The organism is Agromyces allii (assembly GCF_009749385.1).
Lineage (GTDB): Bacteria > Actinomycetota > Actinomycetes > Actinomycetales > Microbacteriaceae > Agromyces > Agromyces allii.
In genome coordinates this window covers 101,091-123,334 of sequence record NZ_WBIN01000005.1, presented here as the reverse complement: position 1 = coordinate 123,334, position 22,244 = coordinate 101,091, and the positions used below count along the sequence as shown (strand labels likewise).

Sequence of the window (22,244 nt, the reverse complement as noted above, 5' to 3'; positions counted from 1 at the left end):
GACGAAGGCTACCCCTGCCCGGCCTCGGCCAGCACCCCCACCTGCTGCCACCCGTCGCGCACGGCCTCGGCTTCGCGGGACTGCGCGCCGAACCGGCGTTCGGCCTGCCGCACGGTCTCGTCGGCGAACTGCGCGAACGTCGCGTCTTCGCCGAGCTCGCCCGACGTGAGCGTGTCGAACCAGATACGGCCGACGTGCTCCCACGCGAACCCGCCGAGCCGCCGCGCCGCGAGCGCGAACGCGCGGTTCGGGATGCCCGAGTTCAGGTGCACGCCGCCGTTGTCCTCGACGGTCTCGATGTAGTCGCGCATGTGCCCGGGCTGCGGGTCGCGGCCGAGCACGTCGTCGTCGTAGGCGGTGCCGGGTTCGAGCATCGAACGGAGTGCCCGACCCTGCACCTCGGCCGTGAAGATGCCCTCGCCGATGAGCCAGGTGGCGGCCTCGGCGTCCTGGCCGAGGGCGTACTGCTCGACGAGCGCGCCGAACGCGTCGGACACGTGCTCGTTGAGCGCGCCCGACTGGCCCTGGTACCGCAGCTTCGCCGTGTGCTCGGTGATGCCGTGCGAGAGCTCGTGGCCGATGACGCTCAGCGAGTCGGTGAAGCCGCGGAAGATCTCGCCGTCTCCGTCGCCGAACACCATGCGCTCACCGTCCCAGAAGGCGTTGTCGTAATTGTCGCCGAAGTGCACGGTGGCCTCGAGCGGCATGCCCAGCCCGTCGATCGAGTCGCGGCCGAAGACGCGGTCGAACATGCGGTGCGTGTCGCCGAGGCCGTCGTAGGCGTCGTCGACGGCCTCGTCGCCCGTGGCGCGCTCGCCCTCGCGGCGCACGAGCCGGCCGGGCAGCCGCTCGGTGCCCTGCGCGTCGGAGATGCGCCGATCGGGGGTCGACGGGGCGTCGGGCAGTGCGCTCGGCAGCCCGTACGCGTCGGTCAGCGGAAGCCCGGGCGAGGACGGCCCGAGGCGCGCGGGCGGCTCGCGCAGGAGCGCCCGGCGGGCGGCCTCGGCGGCGAGCGGGTACCGCGTGCCCGCGGTCTCGGCGATGCGGTCGAGCAGGTAGGGCGGAACGATCGTCGGCATGCGTCGATGCTCGCACCTGCCTGCGACATCCGGGTGGACGGCGCGCTGGGCGAGGCGTGCGCAGCGTGGAGCGCTCGGAGCGCACCGGGCTCGGAGCGCGCCGGGCGGCGCCCGCCTAGGCTGGACGCGTGACCACGCCCCTCGCCAAGTCCCCGATCGCGACCCCGCTCCTCGGACTCCTGCTCGACGTCGACGGCCCGATCGCCAGCCCCGTGACGCGCACGATCGCGATCCCGTCGATCGCGCGCGACCTCGCCGCGCTCGCGAATGCCGGCATCCCGGTGGTCTTCAACACGGGCCGATCCGACGCCTTCATCGCCGCGCAGGTCGTGCCGCCGATGCTCGCCGCGGGCATCGAGCCGGGCGCGCCGATCTGGGCGATCTGCGAGAAGGGCGCGGTCTGGGCGGCGATCGACCAGGACGGCCTCGGCGAGGTGCACGTCGACCACGAGCTCGCGACGCCCCCAGAGTTCTCCGACGCGATGCGCGACTTCGTCGGCACCTTCTTCGACGACTTCGGGTTCTTCGACGAGACCAAGCGGGCCATGGTCTCGGTCGAGCAGCACGTGCACGTCGAGAACGCCGATTACCTCGCGGCGCAGCCCGGCTTCGACGACCACGCGCACGAGGTGCTCGCGGCGCACGGGTTCGGCACGGTCCGCGAGGGCCACGAGCGGCCGGATGCCGCGGGGCGCGTGCAGTGGCGCATCGACCCCACGATCATCTCGACCGACGTCGAGTCGGTGCGCCTCGGCAAGGACCTCGGTGCCGAGCGCGCCGTCGCACTGCTCGAGGAGCGCGGCATCCGCCCGCAGCACTGGCGCACCATGGGCGATTCGCGCACCGACTACGCCATGTCCGAGTGGCTGCAGGACCGCGGGGAGTCGGTGCGGCACGTCGACGTGCGCCCGGCCGACGGCGTGCCCGCGACCCGATATCCCGTGCTCACGGCGGGCGCGCTCATCCACGACGAGGCCGGCGCGGTCTACCTCGCGAAGTGGGTCGAGGCCGTGCGCCGCGGAACGCTCGCCGACGACGAATGACCGCCACGGCGACGCAAGACCCGACCGCCCTGCGGACGCATCCGTTCGCCCTGATTCCGGCGTTGCTCGTGTGCGGCGCCGCGGTGCTGCTGTTCGGGTTCCTGCTGCCGATCGCGGGCTACGCGATGCTCGCCGCCGGCCTCGTGGGCGCGTGGCTCTGCGATCGCTCCGGGCGCACCGAGCGACTGCTCGCCGACCTCGCGCTCATCGCCGTCGGTCAGGTCATCATCTCGACGGCGTCGATGAAGGCCGACCTCAGCGATGCGGGCATGGTGCGCTTCGCGGTCGTGCTCGGCCTCGCGGTGCTCGTCCCGTTCCTCATCTCGCGGTTCCTCTACCGCGAGCGCACGATCCGCTTCCCGTGGCGAACGGGCAACCGCTGGAACCGCACCCAGTGGCTCTACCTGATCTTCGTGACGCTCGCGGGCTGGCTGATCCTGCCGTTCTACTTCATCACCTCGGGCGTCTACCAGAACTGGCCGACGGTGACCGAGCCCGACGAGATCGGCCGCCTGCTCATCGGCGTCATCGCCGTCGGCACGTGGGACGAGCTGTTCTTCATCTGCACGGTGTTCGTGCTGCTGCGCCGCCACTTCCCGACCTGGCAGGCGAACCTGCTGCAGACGATCGTGTTCGTGTCGTTCCTCTGGGAGCTCGGCTACCAGTCGTGGGGGCCGCTGCTCACCATCCCGTTCGCGCTCATCCAGGGCTACACGTTCAAGCTCACGAAGTCGCTCGGCTACGTGTTCACGGTGCACATGCTCTTCGACGCGGTCGTCTTCGCGGTCATCGTGTACGCGCACACGGGCTGGCCGGCGATCTTCCTGCTCGCGCCGTAGCGCTGACCCGGCAGCGCGCTCAGGCGGCGGATGTCGCCGGCGCGCCGAGCTCGGCGACGATCCGTCGCACCGCCTCGCGTCCGGCCCGGTTCGCCCCGACGGTCGACTGCGACGGGCCGTAGCCGATGAGGAACAGCCGCGGATCGTCGAGCGAACGCGTGTCGGCGACCCGGAACCCGCCCTGCGGGGTGCGCAGCCCGAGCGGGGCGAGGTGGGAGACCGCGGGCCGGAACCCGGTCGCCCAGAGGATGACGTCGGCCGGCTCGAACGTGTCGTCGGGCATCCGCACGCCGTGCTCCTCGATCGCCGCGAACATCTGGTGCCGCACGAGCACCCCGCGTGCCTCCGCCGCGCGTGCCCACGGCGTCCAGTGCATGCCGGTGACCGAGATGACGCTGCCCGGCGGCAGGCCCATGCGCACCCGCGCCTCGACGCCCGCGATCGCGGCGGTGCGGGCGGGCAGGTCGAAGTCCTCCTCCACCCACTCGGGTTCCCGGCGCGTGACCCAGAAGGTGTCGGCGACGTGGGAGATCTCGTCGAGGAGCTGCACGGCCGAGACGCCGGCCCCGACGATGACGACCCGCTGCCCGGAGAAGGCGTCGGCCGAGACGTAGTCGGCGACGTGGAGCTGCCTTCCGGTGAAGCGGTCGGCTCCCGGAACCCACGGCAGGAACGGGCGGGTCCAGGTGCCCGTCGCGTTGACCACGTACCGGGCGGTCCAGGTGCGCGCGCCGCTCGGCGTCTCCGTCTCGACCAGCAGTCGGCCGTTCGGGTCGTCGTCGGCCCGGCGGACGGCGCTGACGCGCACCGGGCGCTCGATCCGCAGGTCGAAGCGCCGTTCGTACTCGGCGAAGTAGGACGGCAGCACGTCCTTGGCGGAGGCCTCGGGGTCGGCCGGTGGAACGGCGAATCCCGGCAGCTCGTGGATGCCGTTGACCGTGGCCATGCGCAGCGACGCCCAGCGGTGCTGCCACGCACCGCCGGGTGCGGATTCGCCATCGAGCACGACGAACGTCCTGGCAGATGTCTCGGGGGAGTCCGCGGTGGGGTCGGACGCAGTGGGCAGACTCGCGGCGAGGGCGTGCGCGGCCCCGACGGGCGAGAACCCGCGCCGCCGGAGGTGGTATCCGGCGGACAGTCCGGCCTGGCCCGCGCCGATCACGACGACGTCGACCGGGATCGCGAACTCATGCACACGTATGCAAACGACGTGGCGCAGGGGTGTATTCCGGCGGAGCAGCGTTCCGAACCGACGTGCGGCAGGGCGGGCGCGGCGCCTCCGTCGAGGGACGGATGCTCCGGCGCCGCCGCGTGCTGAATCCGTCGCACGAGGGACGCGCCCGTGCGTCCGCGTCTGATGGCATGGAGGCATGACCGAGCCGTCCACCCCGATCGTTCCCGCAGCCGCTCCGGGCACCCCGGTGCCCGTGCCGATCGAAGCGCCCCCCGCACCCGAAAACGCCGCCGCGCCGATGCGTGCCGTTGCCCACGCGAACTCCGCTGCGGCGACCGCAGGGGCCAGCGCGTTTCCCTCGCGGCGCGAGGAGGCCGCGAACCGGCAACGCGCGAAGAACGCCGCCGCCGCCCCGATCGTGCCGACGCGCGTGCCGTGGATCGCCGTCGGCGTGTTCGTCGCGATCGCGTTCGTCGGGGCCTGGCTCGTCGCGCTGCCGCTCTGGACCTCGGGCGAGGGGCTCGCGCACCCGCTGTTCGGCCTGCTCGCGCCCGCGATGATGTTCACGCCGGCGCTCGCGACCCTCGTGGTCGTGCTCTGGGTGCGGCGTCCGGCGAGCATCCCGCGCTCGCTCGGCCTCTCGCCGATCCGTCCCGCCGGGCGCACCTGGCTCTTCATCGCGCTCGCCTTCGTGTTCTTCACGGCGCTGCCGTTCCTTGCGATGCTGCTCGGACACGCGCTCGGGCTGATCCGCGTCGACCTCGTCGGCCTCAGCGGCGTGCAGGCCGTGATCGACGCACTCAACGAGACTGCGGGCGGGCAGACGGTGCCCATCGACGCATCCGTCGTCGTGGTGATGACGCTCATCTCGCTGCCGTTCCTCACGGCGCTCAACAGCGTCGCCGCATTCGGCGAGGAGATCGGCTGGCGCGGATGGCTGCTGCCCGCGATGCGTCCGCTCGGCACCGTGTGGGCGCTGCTGGCCTCCGGCGCGATCTGGGGTCTCTGGCACGCGCCGCTGATCCTGCTCGGCTACAACTACCAGCGCACCGACCTGCTGGGGCTCGCGAGCATGGTCGCGTTCTGCGTGCTCACGGGCGTCGTCATCGGCTGGATGCGGCTGCGCTCGGCTTCGGTCTGGCCCGCCGTCATCGCGCACGGCGCGATCAACACGGCGACGACGCAGTTCCTGATCTTCGCCGACGCCGACTCGCTCGCCGACGACGACGGCATCTGGGGAAGCGTGCTCGGCTGGCCGGGCTGGATCCTGCTCGGCGCGACGATCCTCGTGCTCGTCGTCACGCGCCAGCTCTGGAAGCAGCCAGAGCCCGGCCTGACGCTCGCGGAGTCGCGCGCCTAGGTCTCGTTGGTCTCGGCGTCGCCCTGCGCGTCGCGGTCGACGGATGCTCCGTGCGCGGCCAGCCAGTCGAGCAGCACGATTGCGTGGTTGGCGTGCTCGTCGCGCGCGCCGAAGACGAGCGTCACACGGTCGTGCTCGCGGCCGAGCGCGAGCAACGTCTCTGCCGCAGCGTTCTCGTCGAGCTCGTGCCGGTACCGGGCGGCGAAGTCGTCGAACGTCGCCTCACGGTCGGGCGAGTGATGCCATTCGCTGCGCAGCTCGGGCGACGGAGCGACATCCTTCGCCCACTCGTCGAGCTCGGCGCGCTCCTTGCTCACACCGCGCGGCCACAGCCGGTCGACGAGTACTCGGTATCCGTCGGATGCCTCGGGCGGGTCGTAGACGCGCTTGGTGGTGAACGCCATGGGGCCAGTCTGGCACTCAGCCCACTTTGTGCCACTCTCCGCAGCGCTGCGACTGGAAGTCCTGGCCGGGGCTGACGGTCACCCTGAGTACGCCCGCCTTGCCGAGGTCGTTCTCGACGATGTCGGAGTAGTTCGTTCCGCTCGTCGTGATCTTCCAGTAGCACGTCGATCCGGTGGCGTTGGCCTCGTAGACGCCGGGTTCCATGGTGAGCCCAACCGTGTACGCGTATCCGTCCTTCAGCGTGGTTGCAGCGATGTGTTCCTCAGTCGCCTTTACCGCCTTCTCGCGCTCCTCCACCTCGTCTTCGAGTTTCGACACTGCGATCTCGCGCTCGGAGACCTTGGTCGAGGCGTCGCGATATTGGTCCCGTGACGTTGTCATGAGTTCGAGATCGCCCTCGAACTCGTCCGACTGGGTTTGAATGGCGGCAGCGTGGGCCTCACTCTCAGCCAGCGCGGCGTTCGTGTTCACGAGGTTTGTCATCGTGATGCCGAGCGCGATCACGAGCACCGCGATGACGGCCGCGAGGATGAGCGTCGAACGACGGATGCGACCAATACCGCGAGGCGTCTTCGCTGAAGGCGCCGTGCTCTCGGAGGCCCTGTCGTTGCTCATCTGCGCCGTCTCGTCACCGGACGGTGTGTTGCTCTCGGGTTCGGGGTTCTGCGTGTCGGACATCATCGTCTCCTGGGCGCACGCCCGCTGTGTGGCATCCGGATCTCGAGACCGTGATGACCGCCGACCGTGCGCTCGGCAAGTGGATCAGGATGCACCCGGCCACCGACATTCGACGTCCGGGCAAGCCCTGAAATGCGCCGACCGCCCCCGAAGTGGGGGAGAACGCCTTCCGGAGGCCTCGCGACATCCGACCCTCTGCGAAGATCGAGGTTGCGTGCCACGACGGCACGCGAACACGAAGGGGCGGCGACGCGCGCAATGGTCACTGGTGAGCTCAGGCCGAAGGTCGACAAGGTCTGGGAAGCGTTCTGGTCGGGCGGCATCGCGAACCCCGTCGAGGTGATCGAGCAGATCACGTATCTGCTGTTCATCCGTCGGCTCGACGAGATCCAGACGCGCGAGGAGCGCAAGGCGAACCGCACCGGAAAGCCGATTGAGCGGCGCGTCTTCCCCGAGGGCATCGATGACACCGGGCGAACCCCGCGTCCCTACGACGACCTGCGGTGGAGCGTGTTCTCGAACCGCTCGCCGCAGGAGATGTACGACATCGTCGGCGAGCACGTGTTTCCGTTCCTGCGCCGCATGGGCGTCGAGGGTTCGAGCTACGCGCGCAACATGAAGGACGCGCGGTTCACGATTCCGAACGCGAACCTGCTTGCGAAGGTCGTCGACCTGCTCGCCGACATCCCCATGGAGAATCGCGACACCAAGGGTGACATCTACGAGTACATGCTCGGCAAGCTCGCAACCTCGGGCACCAACGGCCAATTCCGCACGAGCCGGCACATCATCAAGCTCATGGTCGACATGTCGGCGCCGACCCCCTACGACCGCATCATCGACCCCGCCTCCGGCACCGCGGGCTTCCTCGTCATGGCCGAGGAGTACCTGCGCGAGCACCATGAAGACGAGATCTTCGCGGATGCCGCGAAGCGCGACTTCTTCAACACGCAGGCGTTCACCGGCTACGACTCCGACGCCGCCATGGCGCGGATCGGCAGCATGAACATGCTGTTGCACGGCGTCGAAGACCCCGTGATCGAACGCGCGGATTCGCTTGCCGAGGGCCATCCGGCATCCGAGGACTTCACGCTCGTGCTCGCGAACCCGCCGTTCGCCGGATCGCTCGATTACGAGACGACCGCGAAGGACCTGCTGCAGGTCGTCAAGACGAAGAAGACCGAGCTGCTCTTTCTCGCGCTCATGGTCAAGCTGCTGAAGAATGGCGGACGCGCGGCCGTGATCGTGCCCGACGGCGTGCTCTTCGGCTCGTCGAACGCGCACAAGGCGCTGCGAAAGCTGCTCATCGAGGACCACAAGCTCGATGCCGTCGTGAAGCTGCCCAGCGGAACATTCAAGCCGTACACCGGCGTCTCAACCGCCATCCTGTTCTTCACGAAGACCTCGTCTGGCGGAACCGACCACGTCTGGTTCTACGACGTGCGTGCCGACGGCTTCACGCTCGACGACAAGCGCACGCCAATCGAGGCGAACGACCTGCCCGATGTGCTTACACGCTGGCTGTCGCTTTCGGGGCCGGACGTCTCGCCCGAGGCCGACCGCCCGCGAACCGCGCAGAGCTTCCTCGTGCCCAAGCAGGAGATCGTCGACAACGGCTACGACCTCTCGATCAACCGGTACAAGGAGATCGAGCATGAGGAAGTCGAGCATCGGAGTCCGGAGGAGATCCTCGACGAGCTGGATGCACTCGAGGTAGAGATCGCCGCGGGGCTCACGCGGCTGCGGGGGATGTTGGCAAGCAAGGCGGATGTCGCGTGACGACGGTTCGGCTGGACGACCTGATCAAGTCCGCTGGTTCCCGTGCAGGCAACCGGCTTGCTCCCGTCTACTCCGTGACGAAGCACCGCGGTTTCGTCCGAAGTGACGAGTACTTCACGAAACAGGTTCATAGCAAGGACCTCTCGACGTACAAGCTTGTCGAGCAGGGGGACTTCGCGTACGCCACTATCCACCTCGATGAAGGTTCCATCGGGCGGGCTACCGAGCGCTCGTTGATCAGTCCCATGTACACGGTTTTCTCGATCGATGAGCAGCGGGTCGACCCCGAGTACCTGTACCGATTCCTCAAGAGCCCGACTGCACTTGCGCAGTACGCGACGATGGGGAACGGGACGGCAGAGCGGCGCAAATCGATTTCACTTGCGACGCTGGGCCGGATGTCGTTCGCCCTCCCACCCCTCCCCGAACAACGCCGCATCGCCGCCATCCTCGACGAGGCCGACGCCCTCCGTGGTCGACAGGCTCGATCTGTGAAGGTCCACGATGAGGCCGCGGACGCTGTCTATCGAGAGCTGTTCGCGAAGCGCGAAGGCCGTGTACTGCCTCTTTCCGAGATCGCTGACGTGTCGTCCGGCATCACGAAGGGGCGAAAGACCAACGGTGCCGCGATGCGTGAAGTTCCGTTTATGGCAGTCGTGAATGTCCAGGACAAGCGGATCGATCTCACCAATGTGAAGCGTATCGAGGCGACAGCGACGGAGATCGAGCGATACCGGCTGCGAGCGGGGGACTTGCTGCTCACCGAGGGCGGCGACCCGGACAAGCTCGGGCGCGGAGTGCTCTGGAACGATGAACTTCCGGAGTCGATTCACCAGAACCACATCTTCCGGGTTCGGCTGAAATCTGGTGACGTCGACCCGCTGTACCTGAACTGGCATGTCGGCAGCGAGTACGGCAAGGCGTACTTCCTACGTATGGCCAAGCAAACCACCGGAATCGCGTCAATCAATTCCACGCAGCTCAAGGCATTCCCAGCTGTCGTGCCGAGCCGTGTCAAGCAGAATCGGTTTGTCGAGAGCGTGAGACGGATCGAAGCGTCAAAACGTACAGCGGAGCGCGTCCTTCGAGAACTCGACGCCTTGTTCGCCTCCCTCCAACACCGCGCGTTCCGCGGGGAGCTCTGATGTTCGGGTTCGGCAAGTCGAGCGGCTCGTCGGATGCCGGAATCGTGCGCGCGATCAACGCGAACTCCGTGAGTTCAGAAGACCTCATGAGTCGCGACGGCTGGCAGCACATCTGCCGGGTGCGGGCCCGCAACATGAGCCGAGTCGACGAGCTCGCCTGGCAGCGCCTCTGCGCTCGTCGCGGATACCTCCAGCAGCGCCAGAATCCGCGCGGTTTCTAGCCGCGCGCAGACGAACCACCCACCCCGAGGGCAGCCATGTCGTACCCGCGACATCTCTGCTTCCGTGAACCCGAACGGACATCGATGACCGAAGCCCCACGCCCCACGGCTGACGCCGCCGAGACGGACAGCCCGGACGACCTGTCAGCGCCGACGACGTCGGAGAGGACCTGCCGCCATTGTGGTGCGGCGTTCACGGGCGACGTGAAGCCCGGATTCGCCGGCATGCGTCGCTTCACGTGCACGGAATGCGGCAGGCGCTCGTATGGCCCGCTGACCCGGGGATGGCGCATCTTCTGGTGGGTGGTCGCCGGATTCACCTCCGTAGGCCTAGTCGCGTCGAACATCCTGCTCATCGATGGCTACTCCTGGATTCCCGGAGCGCTCGGGCTGCTGTCCTTCGTGGTGTTGTGCATCGACGTCTCCCTGAGACGACGCACCGACGGGCGTGGATTCGCTCCGGCGTATGTGGCGGTGCTCACCGTCGCCATCACCGTTTCCGCAGTGTCGAGCATCCTCGGGGTGCTCGTGGTCGTGGGACTGAACAACGGTTACTCGTACGACGTGGTGTTGCAGGAGTCGAAGCCCGCGACGGAGTCGCAAGGGTACGGGGCGGCGCTGAGTTTGACGCGGGAACCATCGTGGGGCGGCGGGGCCGGCCAGATCTGCGGTGACGGTGACGATTACCGTGCGTGCGTGAGCATGCACATCGCGATGTACAACTCGGTGTGCCTCGGCGAGCTGACCGTCTCAGCGCGCAGCACGTGCGACTCGCTCTCGACGTTCATCGATGACGTCAAGGCGCGCTTGGCGGACTGCGGCTCCGGCTGCACAACCCGGGCCGGCGACGACGGAATTTGGGGCTGGGCCTACCTCCGACCTGCCCCAGAACAGACCTCGATCACGAACAAGGACTGGAAGTCCGAGATCTCGTACGTCGAGTACTGCGACTTCAGCCTCGGACCCATCCAGATCGGCAGTTGCCCCGTGGAAAAGGCACCCGAGACCGAATGACACGTCGCTCGTCGAGCTGAATGAACGTGCACTCAACACCCGAATGGAGAATCCCGAATGACTGATGCGACCGTGATCGACGACGCCCCGGCGAAGCAAGGTCTGACGCTTGCGCTGCTCGATAAGGCGCTCACGTTCCAGGCGCCGATGACCGATCGGCACATCGCCCGCATTCGGGTGAACCGCCCGGACGCGACACCCGAGCAGGTCGTCAAGCGGCTCAACGTCGAACTGCGTGCCGCCACGATCGCGGGTGGCGTCGGCGTCGGCGCTGCTGCGGCGGCGCCCGCTGTCGGCACCGGCGTCGCACTCGCGATCTCGGGTGGTGAAGCCATCGCATTCCTCAACGCGACCGTGCTCTACATTCTCGCGCGAGCCGAGGTGCAGGGCATCCGGGTCGACGACATCGAACGCCGTCGCACTCTGGTGATGGCGATCCTGCTCGGCGACCTCGGAGCCAAGAGCGTCACGCAGGTCGCCGAACGCACCGGACAGCACTGGGCGCGACAGCTCGTCTCGAAGATTCCGATGAGCCAGATCAAGGCGGCCAACAAGGTGCTCGGGCACAACTTCATCACCAAGTACGGCACGAAGCAGGGCATCATCGTACTTGGCAAGGTGGTGCCGTTCGGCATCGGCGCCGTCATCGGCGGCGCAGCCAACGCGCTCGCCAGCCAAGGAGTCATCACGGCATCGAACCTCGCGTTCGGCGACATCCGCCTCTCATGGGATGACTCGGCCGAAGCAGACACAGGTCCTGAGTCCAAGGCGCCGCGCGCAGAGCTCAGCGAGGAACTTTGATGGAGGGCTTCAGTGGGTCAGTTCGGTTCGATCTCCTCCCGAGCGTCAGGGTCCCGACCGGGCCGGGCGTGTACGTGGTGGTCCGTGAGAGTGATGCCCCGCCCGCCTTCCTCGAGACGAATCCGGCAGGATGGTTCAAGGGGAAGAACCCGACACTGCCGGTCGGTGAACTCGAGCGGGCCTGGGTGCCCGCGGCATCCGTCATCTACATCGGCAAGGCGACCAATCTGCGCAGGCGGCTCTCGGAGTACCGGCGCCATGGTGCGGGCCAGTTGGTCGGCCATTGGGGCGGGCGCATGATCTGGCAGTTGGCCGACAGCGCCGACCTGCGCGTCTCATGGCGGGAGACGCCCGATGTAGATCCCGAGTCCGTCGAATCTGGCCTGCTGGCCGACTTCGCGGCGGAGCACGGCACCTTGCCATTCGCGAACCGCAAGGGTGGAAAGGCACAGAACACTCGTCTTCCCGAACAGCGAGAGAAGCTACTCCGTCTCCACCTCGAGTCATGCCAACGGGACGCGCAGCGAGCATGGGACGCCGGTCGCCCGTTCTTCACCACTCGGATCCCGCTGGACGATGCCGTCGTGGCACCTGGTCTGGCACGCGAGCACGATCTTGCGGACTCCAGCGTCGCATTGATGGCACTGCAATTGATCAGCTCGATCGGATGGCAGATTCACACTTGGGCCGTCACCGAACCGATGACGGCGGCCCATTCCGGGAGGCTGATCGACGTGTCGGTACGGCACCGCGCGAGTGCCTACCCCTTGTTCACGCGCGGGCAGCCATAAGAATTTGCCCGTCCAGTCCATTCTTCGCATACCGCGTTTGCCGCTCGGTTCGAGTGGGGGCCCCACCGGCCGCTCGGGCAACGTGCGCAGCACCTTACCGTCCGGCGACGTCCAGCGCATGACGCCTCCCGGCGATGAATACCCAGTGACGATCGGGCGACCTAGGGCGACGAGCACGCACCCCGCGAACGGGGGTGATCGCCGCGTCGTGGCATCCGCTCACCGGTGCGAATCGCTACGCTCGGAGGCACTGCGCCGACCTCGCTGATCGACACTGTCGTTCGTCTCCGCCCGGCGCCCCGAGAGAGGACCTGCCGACGTGGGCAACTTCGACTTCGTGGCGCCCGACTGGCCCGAGATCGCGAGCGAGGCCGCCCGCGCCGAGTTCTACACCTACGGCGACCCGCGCTCGAGCCTCTTCTACGCTCGCCGCACGGTCGAACTCAGCGTCTACTGGCTCTATCGGGCGGATGCCTCGCTGAAGCGCCCGTACAAGGACGACCTGTCGAGCCTGCTGCACGAACCGACCTTCAAACGGCTCGTCGGCGATGCGGTGCTCACGAAGATGAACCTCATCCGCAAGCGCGGCAACGACGCCGTGCACAAGACCTACGCACTCACCAATCAGGACAGCCTCGCGATCGTGCGCGAGCTGTTCCACACGCTGCACTGGCTCGCGACCCGGTATGCGAGCACGCCCGAGCATCGACCGATGCGAGGCAAGCCGTTCGACGCGGCCTCGATTCCGAAGCCCCAGCCTGGCCTCATCTCCAAGACCAAGGCCGAGCTCGCGAAGGCGCTCGACGAGAACGCCGTCAAAGACGCCGCGCTCGCCGCGAAGGAGGCCGAGAGCGAGCAGTTGCGCGCCGAGAACGCCGCACTCAAGGCGCAGGTCGCCCTCGTCAAGGCAGCGAACGCGGCCGTGCCCGACACGCACGACTACAACGAGGCCGAGACCCGCGACCAGTTCATCGACCAGTTGTTGCGCGAAGCGGGCTGGGATCCGCGCGATGAGCACGCGATCGAGTTCGAGGTGGGCGACCTCGAGGGAACGCCGAGCGGCGTCGGGCGCGTGGATTACGTGCTGTGGGGCGACGACGGCCGCCCGCTCGGGCTCATCGAGGCCAAGCGCACGAAACGCGACCCCCGCAGCGGACAGCAGCAGGCGAAGCTCTACGCCGACGCCCTCGAGCGCCGCTTCGGCATGCGGCCCGTCATCTTCACGAGCAATGGCTACGAGCACTGGATCTGGGACGACGCACCCGCCGGTACCGGCCACCCGCCGCGCGAGGTGCAGGGCTTCTACACGAAGGATGAGCTGACACGTCTGCAGCAACGTCGACAGCCCGGCGTGCGGCACCCGCTCGCCTCGATCGACATCGATGCGCAGATCGTCGAACGCACCTATCAGCACCAGGCGATCCGCGCGGTGACCGAAGCATTCGAACGCGACCGCGAACGACACGCGCTGCTCGTCATGGCCACCGGATCGGGCAAGACCCGCACGGTCATCGGCCTCGTCGACCTGCTCACCCGCGCGAACCACGTGAAGACCGTGCTGTTCCTCGCCGACCGCAAGGCGCTCGTCACGCAGGCCGCGAACGCGTTCAAGGAGCACCTGCCCGGCAGCCCGACCGTGAACCTGCTCGACGCGCGCGACGTCGAAGGGCGCGTGTACGTGTCGACGTACCCGACGATGCTGGGGCTGCTGAACCGCGGGGGAGACACCGCAGGCGACGGCACCGCCGAGCTGCGCCGCTTCGGGCCCGGATTCTTCGACCTCATCGTCATCGACGAGGCGCACCGCTCGGTGTACCAGAAGTACGGCGCGATCTTCGACTACTTCGACGCCCCTCTTGTCGGCCTCACCGCGACCCCGAAAGACGAGGTCGACCACAACACCTACCGTCTGTTCCGCCTCGAGGACGGCGTTCCGACGTTCTCGTACGAGCTCGGCACCGCGATCGACGAGGGGTACCTCGTGCCGCCCGTCGCGCACCGCATCGAATCGAAGTTCGTGCGCAGCGGCATCCGTTACGACGATCTCACCGATGAGCAGAAGGAGGACTGGGACCTCACCGAGTGGGGCGAAGACGGGGTGATCCCCGACCGTATCGAAGCCGAATCGGTCAACCGCTGGCTTTTCAACGAAGACACCGTCGACCGCGTGCTCGGCATTCTCATGACCGAGGGGCGCACCGTCGCCGCGGGCGACCGGCTCGGCAAGACGATCGTGTTCGCGAAGAACATCGACCATGCGCGCTTCATCCAACAGCGCTTCGACGAGAACTACCCCGAGTACGCGGGGCACTTCGCCCAGGTCATCGTCTCGAGCGACGACCGCGCCCAGAACCTCATCGAACAGTTCGGCCGGCCGGACGCAGCACCGCACATCGCGATCTCGGTCGACATGCTCGACACCGGCATCGACGTGCCCGAGATCGTCAACCTCGTCTTCTTCAAGGCCGTCTTCTCGAAGTCGAAGTACTGGCAGATGATCGGTCGCGGCACACGCCTGCGTCGCGACATCTACGGGCCCGGCGAAGACAAGCGCGACTTCATCGTCTTCGACGTCGGCGGCAACATCGAGTACTTCAATCAAGACGTGCCCGAGGCGGCAGGCTCGAGCGCGCGGTCGCTGCACGGTCGACTCTTCGACGCTCGGCTCGCGCTCATCACCGAGATCGATCGGGCGGATGTCGGCGGCGGTGCCGGCACCTTCGTGGGCACCGCCGATCGTGAATTGCGCACCGGCCTCGCCGAGCGCCTGCAACGCGTGGTCGCCGAGATGAGCGAGCACAACGTGCTCGTGCGCCCGCACCGACGACTCGTCGAGCGGTTCGCACGCGGAGACGCATGGCAGGGGGATGCCGCGGCGCTCGCCGAGGCATCCGCACTGGCCGAACTGCCGTCGGCAGCGCTCGTTGCCGACACCGACGAACGTGCCAAGCGATTCGACCTGCTCGTGCTGCGCGCCCAACTCGGCGTGCTCACCGCGGATGCCGGATTCGCCCAGGCGCGCGACCGCATCCGTGCGCTCGCTTCGGCGCTCGGTGAGCAGCGGTCGATCCCTGCCGTGGCGAAGCACCTCGACCTCATCGACGCGGTCGCGGGGGAGGAATGGTGGCAGGACGTGACGCTGCCCCTGCTCGAGCTCGTGCGCACTCGGCTGCGCGAGCTCGTCAAGCTCATCGATGTATCGCGTCAAGCCCCCGTCTACACCGATTTCGACGACGAGGTGCGCTCCGAGGCGGGGGAGTTCGTGTTCGCCGCACCGGGAGTCGACTCCGCACGATTCCGGGCGAAGCTCTACGCCTACCTCGTCGCCCACGAGAACCACGTCGTCCTACGCAAGCTCCGCACCGGCAAACAGCTCACCGCGACCGATGTCGAGGAGCTCGAGCGCATGTTGCGAGAGGGCGGGGAGTTCGGGGCATCCGACCTCGCCGACCTCGACGCTGCGGCCGCGGCCGCGAAGGGTCTCGGTCGATTCATCCGCTCGATCGTCGGACTCGAACGATCGGCCGCGCAGGAGGCACTCGCCGAGTTCGTGTCGCACCAGCGCCTCGGCGCCCGACAGATCTCGTTCGTCGACCTCATCGTCGACCGGCTCGCGCACGACGGATCGGTGCCGATCGACGCGTTGTACGAGGACCAGCGGTATCGCCGCATCGCGGAGACCGGCCCCGAGGAACTCTTCGGCGATTCCGGGGTCGATGAACTCGTGGCGGTGCTGCGGTCGATCGAGATCGCCGCCGACCCGGTCGAGTCCCTGCGGAGCGCCTGAACGCGCGTCGCCGTCCCTAGCGGGCCGACGTGTGGAACGAATCCTCGTACCCGAGGTCGACCAGCCAGGTTCCGGCGTCGAGGGTCGAGTCGGGGAGGACGAACACGAGGTTGCCGGTGGCGCTCTCGCCCGACTTCAGCTCGGGGAGCATGAAGAACGGGTCGGGGATCACCGCGTAGTCCTCGTCGATGCGCCCGCCGTCGCCCGTCGTGAACGAGACGCGGATGTCGAAGGCCGGCGAGCCGAGCGCGTCGGGGTCTTCCGCATCTCCGTGGAACTCGACGGTCACCGGCACGAGGACGTACGAGGAGCCTTCGGGAGCGACGTCGTTGTACGGATTCTCTTCGGCGACGAGCGCGTCGGCATCGGGGTTCGGCGCGCCGACGGTGATCGAGTAGTACGGCTCACCGTGGTTCGTGACCTCGACCGTCTCGCCGATGGGGAACGGGTCGTCGAGGTCGCCCGTCGCCGTGCCGCCGACGACCTGGAACTCGGACGGCACGTACTCGTCGGCGGCATCGGGGTCGTTCAGCGCTTCGTCGAGCAGCCCCGAACTGAAGTCACCGGTCGACCCGCCGATCGGTGCGGACGCCGACCAGAACAGGGCGGCGACGCTCACGACGATCGCGAGGAGGAACGCGACGACGCCGAGGATCAGGCCGGCCAGCCCGTGCCCCTTTCGCGTGACCCCCTTCGATGCGAGGGCCGCGATGCCGAGGCCGACGGCGACGAGGGCCGGAAGCCAGGCGACGACGACGGCGGCCGGGATCACCGCGGTCACGACGGCGACGAGGCCGACGACGAGGGCCGCGAGCCCGAACGGGTCGCGCGAGCCGACGGGCGGGGCAGCCGGGGGATGCGTCGAAGCGGGTGCGGCGCCGTAGGGCGAGACCGACGCCGCAGCCCCGTACTCCGGAGCGGGAGCGGGAGCGGGAGTAGGAGCAGGTGCGGGTGCGGCGCCGACCGCGGTCGTCGGGGAGGGCCCGTACGGCGACACCGGACGGTCGGAACGCGCCTCATCGGACTCGATCGGCGTCTCGGGCATGGCGGGGCTCCCTTCCGGGCGCCGCGAGGGCCCGGGTGTGCAGGTGTCGATGGCGGTGCGCCCGCGCCGAACGCGGGTGCGGATGAGCGGCGGGTGCCGTGCGGCACATCGTATGCGGATCCTCGGCGGTGGGATCGGCGCTGTGCACAGCGTGCCGGTGCGCATCGGCCGTTCCGCGCACCGGCGGCCACGCGGCATCCGCTCTGGTAGACTCTTCAGGTTGCCGTGAAACGGCCGCGCATCAAGAGAGCCCAGGCATTCGGCCTCGGGCAGCGCGCAACGAATGAGAAAGGGGATCCCATCTATGGCACTCGAAGCAGACGTCAAGAAGGCGATCATCGAAGAGTACGCGACGCACCCCGGTGACACTGGATCCCCCGAGGTCCAGATCGCGCTCCTCACGAAGCGAATCAAGGACCTCACCGAGCACCTGAAGGAGCACAAGCACGACCACCACTCGCGTCGTGGCCTGCTCCTCCTCGTCGGTCAGCGCCGTCGTCTCCTCGGCTACCTCGCCGATGTCGAGATCAACCGCTACCGCAAGCTCATCGAGCGTCTCGGCCTGCGCCGCTAAGCAGCACCCAGCCGCATTCGTGCGGCGCTGCGGCTCTCGTTGATACCGCGAGCTTCTTGCGAAAGCCCCCCGCCAGTTCTTCGGAACCGGCCGGGGGCTTTCGTCATTCCCGGGCGATGGATGCCGCGGGGCGACGTGTCGCGCAGGCCACGGGGGTTCGACGCATCCGGCGCCTGACGAAGTGCCCGTGATCCGGCAAGACCCCGTGGCGAGCGATTCCGCGGCTGATGCCGCGCGAACCCGGGGCTGCCGGCGTGTCATCCGGTGTCTCCGGGGCACGCCAGAATGATCGGATGCCCTCTCGCCGCCGTTCCCGCCGCACCCGCCGGATCTCCCTCCCGACCCTCCTCGTCATCGTGCTCGCCGTCGCCATCTGGGTGTACCTCTACGGGCCGGAGGGCACGAGCTCGGAGGCGGGCGACGGCTGGTTCCCGCCGGGGCCGTCGGCCGCGGCATCCGACGCCCCGGTCCACCGCGCCCCGATCGACCCGGCGACGCTCGACCCCGACCTCGCGGCACTCGTGGTGGCGGGCCCGTCCTCGACGTCGCCGTACGACCGCGAACTGTTCGGCGCGGCCTGGGCCGACGTCGACGGCAACGGCTGCGACACGCGCAACGACGTGCTGATCCGCGACCTCGTCGACCTCGTGTTCCGCGCCGACAGCAACGGCTGCATCGTGCGCACGGGCACGCTGCACGACCCGTACACGGGCGCCGTGATCTCGTTCACGCGGGGCCCCGACACGTCAGAGGCCGTGCAGATCGACCACATGGTGCCGCTCTCGTACGCGTGGCAGCACGGCGCCTCGACGTGGACCGACGCGCAGCGCGCCGCGTTCGCGAACGACCCGGCGAACCTCTCGGCGGTCGACGGGCCGGCGAACCAGTCGAAATCCGACTCGGGGCCGGCCGAATGGATGCCGCCGCGGGGCGAGTACGCCTGCACGTACGTCGACCGGTTCGCGGGCGTGCTGCTCGCCTACGGGCTCACGATCGCGCCGGAGGACCTCGACGCGATCGCGGCGGTCGATGCGGGCTGTCCGGCCTAGCTCGACGCGCACGGTGCGCGGCGCAACTCCGGATCGCGACGGCGACACGCCGTGCGAAACCTGGAAGGATCGGCGCGTCGTCCGCGGCATCCGGAGTTCGGCTGCGGTCGAGCGTCAGGCCTCGGCGCGGGCCCGGTAGGCGCGCACGGCCATGCGGTTGCCGCAGCGCGTGGTGCAGAAGCGGCGCGAGCCGTTCTTCGAGAGGTCGACGTAGAGGCTCTCGCAGTCGTCGGCGTCGCACACGCGCAGGCGCTCCATCTGGTCGGAGCGGATGACGTCGACGAACGCCATGGCCGCCTCGACGAGGATGCGCGTGGCGAGCGGCTCGTCGAGCGCGGTCGCGTGGATGTGCCAGTCGAGGTCGTCGTGGCGCACGAGCCGGGGGAGGGCGTGCGCGTCGGCGAGCAGCTCGTTCACGGCGTCGGCCGCGGCGTCGCGGTCGAGGAGCCAGAGCGCGCGGAGGCGTTCGCGCGCGTCGCGCACCTCGCCGAGTTCGCGGGCGTCGCGGTCGTGCCGCCCGGAGTACTTCCAGGTCACGAGCAGCGCGTCGAGCTGGCCGATCGTGCGCAGCTCGTCGTCGCCCGAATCGGAGGCCGAGGGCACCGTGTCGGTGAGCGCGCCCACGAACTGCAGCGCCGACTCCGTGTCATGGGTGAAAAACATTTGACTCCTGACTTCCTGCCCGAGTACTGTCACGAGCATAACGAGTTTCGGGCATGACATGGCCGCGGCTCGCGAACGATCTCATGCGAATCACGAACCAACGGAACGGCAGCGCAATGCGGGCTTCACGCGGCATCCTCGGCATCATGCTCGGCCTCGGCTCGGGCCTCGCGTTCGGCGCGGGCGGGGCCGTCGTGAAACCCCTGCTCGAGTCGGGCTGGTCGCCCGGCGCGGCGGTGTTCTTCCGCGTGCTCGTGGGCGCCCTGCTGCTGCTCGTGCCCGGCCTGATCGCGCTGAAGTTCGACCTCCGGCCGCTCTGGCGCGCGAAGTGGACCGTGCTGGTCTACTCCGTCATCGCGGTCGCGGGCGTGCAGCTCGCGTTCTACATGTCGATCTCGCGCATTCCCGTGAGCACGGCGCTGCTCATCGAGTACCTCGCGCCCGTGGCCCTGGTCGCCCTCGCCTGGGTGCGCACCCGCCACGTGCCGCAGTTCGTCGTGCTCGCCGGGTCGGTCGTCGCGATCGTGGGCCTCGTGCTCGTCATCGGCCCGGCCGGCGGCGCCCTCGACCCGCTCGGCATCGCCTTCGCGGCGATCGCGATGATCGGCGTGGCCGTCTACTACGTGCTCGGCGAGCGGACCGACACCGGCATCCCGCCGATCTCGCTCGCCGCAGTCGGCCTGTTCATCGGATGCCTCGTGCTCGGCGCCTCGCTCCTCGTCGGCCTCGTGCCGTTCGAGGCGAACTTCGCGTCCATGCCGTACTTCGGCACGACGGCCCCGTGGTGGGTGCCGGTGCTGACGGTCGGCGCCGTGTCGACGGCGTTCGCGTACGTCGCGGGCATCCAGGCCATCCAGATCCTCGGCACGCGCCTCGCGTCGTTCCTCGGGCTCTCCGAGGTCGTCTTCGCGGGCATCGTCGCGTGGATCCTCCTCGGCGAGGCGATCGGCCCGGTGCAGCTGCTCGGCGGCCTGCTCATCCTCGGCGGCATCGTGCTCGTGCGCTTCGAGCGCCCGGCGCTCGCGACGGCCCCCGACATCGTGCCCGGCGCGGCGACGGCCATGGAGCCCGACCTGTCGTTCGAGCCCGACCCACTGCCGGTCGACCAGCCCGTCGGTACCGGCCGCCCGGTCGATCGCCCCGCGACCTAGCCCGCGCCCGTAGGCTTCGATCATGCGTTTCGGCATCTGCATCCTGCCCCAGTCCGACTGGCCGGAGGCCGCCGAGCTCTGGCGCGGCGCCGAGGAGTACGGCTTCGACCACGCGTGGACCTACGACCACCTCTCGTGGCGCGGTCTCGCAGGCGAGCGCTGGCACGCGACCGTGCCGACGCTGACGGCCGCCGCCATGGTCACCGAGCGCATCGAGCTCGGCACCTTCGTCGCCTCGCCGAACTACCGGCATCCGGTGCCCTTCGCGAAGGACATCGCGACCGTCGACCAGATCTCGGGCGGCCGGGTGCTGCTCGGCGTCGGGTCGGGCGGCACGGGCTTCGACGCGACGGTGCTCGGCGAGCCCCTGCTCACGCCCACCGAGCGGTTCGAGCGGTTCGCCGAGTTCACCGAGGCCCTCGACCTCCTGCTGCGGTTCGAGGGCGACCCGACGGCGACGGATGCCGCGGCATCCGATGACGCCGGAATCTCGTACGACGGGCAGTGGTACCGCGCCGTGAACGCGCGCATGGTGGGTGCACCGCCGCAGCACCCGCGCACGCCGCTGCACATCGCGGCCGACGGCCCGAAGGCCATGGCGCTCGCCGTGCGCCTCGGCGACGGCTGGGTCACGACGGCCGGCTCGATCGACGACACCGAGGAGTGGTGGGCCTACGCCGCGAAGCTCTCGCGACGGCTCGACGACACGTGCGCGGCCGCAGGGCGCGACGCCTCGACCATGCCGAGAACGCTACTGCTCGACTCGTCGGCGCGGTACGCGCTCGAGAGCGTCGACGCCTTCGAGGAGGCCGTGGGGCGCGCCGCCGAGCTCGGCTTCACCGACGTCGTCGCGCACTGGCCGCGCGAGGACGGCATCTACGCCGGCAGTCGTGCGGTGCTCGACGAGGTGGCGTCGCGCCTGCCGGGGCTCCGGTAGCCCGGCGCTTCGGCCGCCCGGCGCTCGGGTAGCCCGGCGCTTCGGTCGCCCGGCGCTCGGGTAGCCTGAAACGCATGCCAGCACCCCGCTCGAAGCCCCTGCTCGCGTGGGAGCCGACCCCGTACCTGCTCGTGCTCGTGCTGCTCATCCTCACGGGCATCGTGCGCCCGAACTCGCCCGCGTGGCTGTACTGGCCGTTCCTGATCGCGCTCGTCGCCTCGCTCGTCTGGCTGCTCGTGGTGCTCCTGCGCGCCGGGCACACGCGCACGAATCCCGACCAGTGGGGCGGTCTGTCGACGCTCGACGGACTCGAGATCCTCGACGCGCCAGCCCGCTCGCGCGAGGTGCGCAGCGTCATCCCGGTCACCGACGTGCACCGCCATCAGGCCGCGATCGAGCTCGCGCGCATCCACGGCGGCGCCGACCAGCACGCCGTGCTCGTGCCGCGCGCGAGCCACTGGCTCTCGATGCGATACCGCGTCGGCGTGCAGCTCGTGGGCGGTGACCGCCCACGCCACGCGGGCTTCCTCTCGGATGCCGCGACCGAGCCGTGGCTCGAACAGCTCGATGCGCTGCGGCTGCGGGGCGCGTTCGTGCGCGTGCCGGCCCGCATCACGGGCGACGCGCGCCCGTTCGGGGTCGACCTCGACGCGAGCGGACTCGCGGAGGCGCTGACGCCCGCGAACGCCTAGGCGATCGCCCGCGGCAT

At 69.0% G+C, this 22,244-nt stretch carries 21 protein-coding genes; 15 read left to right on the top strand and 6 right to left on the bottom strand.

Translation table 11 applies throughout. The features are described 5' to 3' along the window. Window positions 1-8: 8 nt before the first annotated feature. Entirely contained in the window at window positions 9-1,079 is a 1,071-nt protein-coding gene (locus tag GQR16_RS07870) for a M4 family metallopeptidase (RefSeq protein ID WP_157414609.1), read from the bottom strand. Between the two features lie 128 nt (window positions 1,080-1,207). On the opposite strand from GQR16_RS07870, the gene GQR16_RS07865 reads away from it, so the two are divergent. Next, on the top strand, window positions 1,208-2,122 hold the full coding sequence (locus tag GQR16_RS07865; protein WP_157414608.1) for an HAD family hydrolase: 915 nt from the start codon (window positions 1,208-1,210) through the stop codon (window positions 2,120-2,122). Then, window positions 2,119-2,961, top strand: coding sequence for a CPBP family intramembrane glutamic endopeptidase (locus GQR16_RS07860; RefSeq protein WP_157414607.1), 843 nt, complete (start codon window positions 2,119-2,121; stop codon window positions 2,959-2,961). The genes GQR16_RS07865 and GQR16_RS07860 overlap by 4 nt, the downstream gene beginning before the upstream one ends. A gap of 19 nt (window positions 2,962-2,980) precedes the next feature. Here the strand turns inward: GQR16_RS07860 and GQR16_RS07855 are convergent, their stop codons facing one another. Further along, window positions 2,981-4,156 (bottom strand): FAD-dependent oxidoreductase, encoded by a 1,176-nt coding sequence (locus GQR16_RS07855; protein WP_246200635.1) that lies wholly within the window; start codon window positions 4,154-4,156, stop codon window positions 2,981-2,983. Window positions 4,157-4,331: 175 nt separating this feature from the next. Between GQR16_RS07855 and GQR16_RS07850 the strand changes: the two genes are divergently transcribed. After that, window positions 4,332-5,495: a CPBP family intramembrane glutamic endopeptidase gene (locus tag GQR16_RS07850; protein WP_246200633.1), complete on the top strand. Its 1,164-nt coding sequence runs from the start codon at window positions 4,332-4,334 to the stop codon at window positions 5,493-5,495. On the opposite strand, the gene GQR16_RS07845 is transcribed toward GQR16_RS07850, so the two are convergent. Beyond that, the gene (locus tag GQR16_RS07845) at window positions 5,492-5,899 is read right to left on the bottom strand and encodes a DUF488 domain-containing protein (protein ID WP_157414603.1); all 408 of its coding nucleotides are present in this window, start codon (window positions 5,897-5,899) and stop codon (window positions 5,492-5,494) included. The two genes, GQR16_RS07850 and GQR16_RS07845, sit on opposite strands and share 4 nt — an antisense overlap. A gap of 16 nt (window positions 5,900-5,915) precedes the next feature. Continuing rightward, window positions 5,916-6,578: an Rv1352/Rv1906c domain-containing protein gene (locus GQR16_RS07840; protein WP_157414601.1), complete on the bottom strand. Its 663-nt coding sequence runs from the start codon at window positions 6,576-6,578 to the stop codon at window positions 5,916-5,918. Window positions 6,579-6,836: 258 nt separating this feature from the next. Between GQR16_RS07840 and GQR16_RS07835 the strand changes: the two genes are divergently transcribed. From GQR16_RS07835 to GQR16_RS07805, 7 genes are all read left to right on the top strand, one after another. Further along, entirely contained in the window at window positions 6,837-8,357 is a 1,521-nt protein-coding gene (locus GQR16_RS07835) for a type I restriction-modification system subunit M (protein ID WP_157414600.1), read from the top strand. Then, a complete protein-coding gene (locus GQR16_RS07830) occupies window positions 8,354-9,502 on the top strand; it encodes a restriction endonuclease subunit S (protein WP_157414599.1) in 1,149 nt (382 codons plus the stop codon). The genes GQR16_RS07835 and GQR16_RS07830 overlap by 4 nt, the downstream gene beginning before the upstream one ends. Next, window positions 9,502-9,723: a hypothetical protein gene (locus GQR16_RS07825; RefSeq protein ID WP_157414598.1), complete on the top strand. Its 222-nt coding sequence runs from the start codon at window positions 9,502-9,504 to the stop codon at window positions 9,721-9,723. The genes GQR16_RS07830 and GQR16_RS07825 overlap by 1 nt, the downstream gene beginning before the upstream one ends. Before the next feature lie 84 nt (window positions 9,724-9,807). Continuing rightward, entirely contained in the window at window positions 9,808-10,737 is a 930-nt protein-coding gene (locus GQR16_RS07820; RefSeq protein ID WP_157414597.1) for a hypothetical protein, read from the top strand. 57 nt (window positions 10,738-10,794) lie between these two features. Further along, window positions 10,795-11,538 carry a hypothetical protein gene (locus tag GQR16_RS07815; RefSeq protein ID WP_157414596.1) on the top strand — a complete coding sequence of 248 codons (744 nt, stop codon included), beginning with the start codon at window positions 10,795-10,797 and terminating at the stop codon, window positions 11,536-11,538. Beyond that, entirely contained in the window at window positions 11,538-12,329 is a 792-nt protein-coding gene (locus tag GQR16_RS19725) for a GIY-YIG nuclease family protein (protein ID WP_211373468.1), read from the top strand. Before GQR16_RS07815 ends, GQR16_RS19725 begins: the two co-directional genes overlap by 1 nt. Before the next feature lie 319 nt (window positions 12,330-12,648). After that, the gene (locus GQR16_RS07805; RefSeq protein WP_157414595.1) at window positions 12,649-16,116 is read left to right on the top strand and encodes a DEAD/DEAH box helicase family protein; all 3,468 of its coding nucleotides are present in this window, start codon (window positions 12,649-12,651) and stop codon (window positions 16,114-16,116) included. Between the two features lie 16 nt (window positions 16,117-16,132). Here GQR16_RS07805 and GQR16_RS07800 read toward each other — a convergent pair whose 3' ends face one another. Then, window positions 16,133-17,161, bottom strand: a complete 1,029-nt coding sequence (locus tag GQR16_RS07800) for a DUF4190 domain-containing protein (protein WP_157414594.1) — start codon at window positions 17,159-17,161, stop codon at window positions 16,133-16,135. Window positions 17,162-17,465: 304 nt separating this feature from the next. On the opposite strand from GQR16_RS07800, the gene rpsO reads away from it, so the two are divergent. Together rpsO and GQR16_RS07790 are read left to right on the top strand one after the other, a co-directional pair. Continuing rightward, window positions 17,466-17,735 (top strand): 30S ribosomal protein S15, encoded by a 270-nt coding sequence (gene rpsO / locus GQR16_RS07795; RefSeq protein ID WP_022893496.1) that lies wholly within the window; start codon window positions 17,466-17,468, stop codon window positions 17,733-17,735. 293 nt (window positions 17,736-18,028) lie between these two features. Then, entirely contained in the window at window positions 18,029-18,784 is a 756-nt protein-coding gene (locus GQR16_RS07790) for an HNH endonuclease family protein (RefSeq protein WP_157414593.1), read from the top strand. Between the two features lie 114 nt (window positions 18,785-18,898). Here GQR16_RS07790 and GQR16_RS07785 read toward each other — a convergent pair whose 3' ends face one another. Then, window positions 18,899-19,447: a CGNR zinc finger domain-containing protein gene (locus tag GQR16_RS07785; protein WP_157414592.1), complete on the bottom strand. Its 549-nt coding sequence runs from the start codon at window positions 19,445-19,447 to the stop codon at window positions 18,899-18,901. A gap of 116 nt (window positions 19,448-19,563) precedes the next feature. Between GQR16_RS07785 and GQR16_RS07780 the strand changes: the two genes are divergently transcribed. The 3 genes from GQR16_RS07780 (at window position 19,564) to GQR16_RS07770 (ending at window position 22,227) form a co-directional block, all read left to right on the top strand. Beyond that, window positions 19,564-20,598 (top strand): EamA family transporter, encoded by a 1,035-nt coding sequence (locus GQR16_RS07780; protein WP_157414591.1) that lies wholly within the window; start codon window positions 19,564-19,566, stop codon window positions 20,596-20,598. Window positions 20,599-20,620: 22 nt separating this feature from the next. Further along, the gene (locus GQR16_RS07775; RefSeq protein WP_157414590.1) at window positions 20,621-21,535 is read left to right on the top strand and encodes an LLM class flavin-dependent oxidoreductase; all 915 of its coding nucleotides are present in this window, start codon (window positions 20,621-20,623) and stop codon (window positions 21,533-21,535) included. 74 nt (window positions 21,536-21,609) lie between these two features. Further along, on the top strand, window positions 21,610-22,227 hold the full coding sequence (locus tag GQR16_RS07770; protein WP_157414589.1) for a hypothetical protein: 618 nt from the start codon (window positions 21,610-21,612) through the stop codon (window positions 22,225-22,227). Window positions 22,228-22,244: the final 17 nt, after the last annotated feature.

Bases quoted from the DNA above. Each gene is read 5' to 3' on its own strand.
- GQR16_RS07870 (WP_157414609.1), bottom strand. From the start codon at position 1,079: ATGCCGACGATCGTTCCGCCCTACCTGCTCGACCGCATCGCCGAGACC.
- GQR16_RS07860 (WP_157414607.1), top strand. From the start codon at position 2,119: ATGACCGCCACGGCGACGCAAGACCCGACCGCCCTGCGGACGCATCCG.
- GQR16_RS07850 (WP_246200633.1), top strand. From the start codon at position 4,332: ATGACCGAGCCGTCCACCCCGATCGTTCCCGCAGCCGCTCCGGGCACC.
- GQR16_RS07845 (WP_157414603.1), bottom strand. From the start codon at position 5,899: ATGGCGTTCACCACCAAGCGCGTCTACGACCCGCCCGAGGCATCCGAC.
- GQR16_RS07840 (WP_157414601.1), bottom strand. From the start codon at position 6,578: ATGTCCGACACGCAGAACCCCGAACCCGAGAGCAACACACCGTCCGGT.
- GQR16_RS07835 (WP_157414600.1), top strand. From the start codon at position 6,837: ATGGTCACTGGTGAGCTCAGGCCGAAGGTCGACAAGGTCTGGGAAGCG.
- GQR16_RS07825 (WP_157414598.1), top strand. From the start codon at position 9,502: ATGTTCGGGTTCGGCAAGTCGAGCGGCTCGTCGGATGCCGGAATCGTG.
- GQR16_RS07820 (WP_157414597.1), top strand. From the start codon at position 9,808: ATGACCGAAGCCCCACGCCCCACGGCTGACGCCGCCGAGACGGACAGC.
- GQR16_RS07815 (WP_157414596.1), top strand. From the start codon at position 10,795: ATGACTGATGCGACCGTGATCGACGACGCCCCGGCGAAGCAAGGTCTG.
- GQR16_RS19725 (WP_211373468.1), top strand. From the start codon at position 11,538: ATGGAGGGCTTCAGTGGGTCAGTTCGGTTCGATCTCCTCCCGAGCGTC.
- GQR16_RS07800 (WP_157414594.1), bottom strand. From the start codon at position 17,161: ATGCCCGAGACGCCGATCGAGTCCGATGAGGCGCGTTCCGACCGTCCG.
- rpsO (WP_022893496.1), top strand. From the start codon at position 17,466: ATGGCACTCGAAGCAGACGTCAAGAAGGCGATCATCGAAGAGTACGCG.
- GQR16_RS07790 (WP_157414593.1), top strand. From the start codon at position 18,029: ATGCCCTCTCGCCGCCGTTCCCGCCGCACCCGCCGGATCTCCCTCCCG.
- GQR16_RS07785 (WP_157414592.1), bottom strand. From the start codon at position 19,447: ATGTTTTTCACCCATGACACGGAGTCGGCGCTGCAGTTCGTGGGCGCG.
- GQR16_RS07780 (WP_157414591.1), top strand. From the start codon at position 19,564: ATGCGGGCTTCACGCGGCATCCTCGGCATCATGCTCGGCCTCGGCTCG.
- GQR16_RS07775 (WP_157414590.1), top strand. From the start codon at position 20,621: ATGCGTTTCGGCATCTGCATCCTGCCCCAGTCCGACTGGCCGGAGGCC.
- GQR16_RS07770 (WP_157414589.1), top strand. From the start codon at position 21,610: ATGCCAGCACCCCGCTCGAAGCCCCTGCTCGCGTGGGAGCCGACCCCG.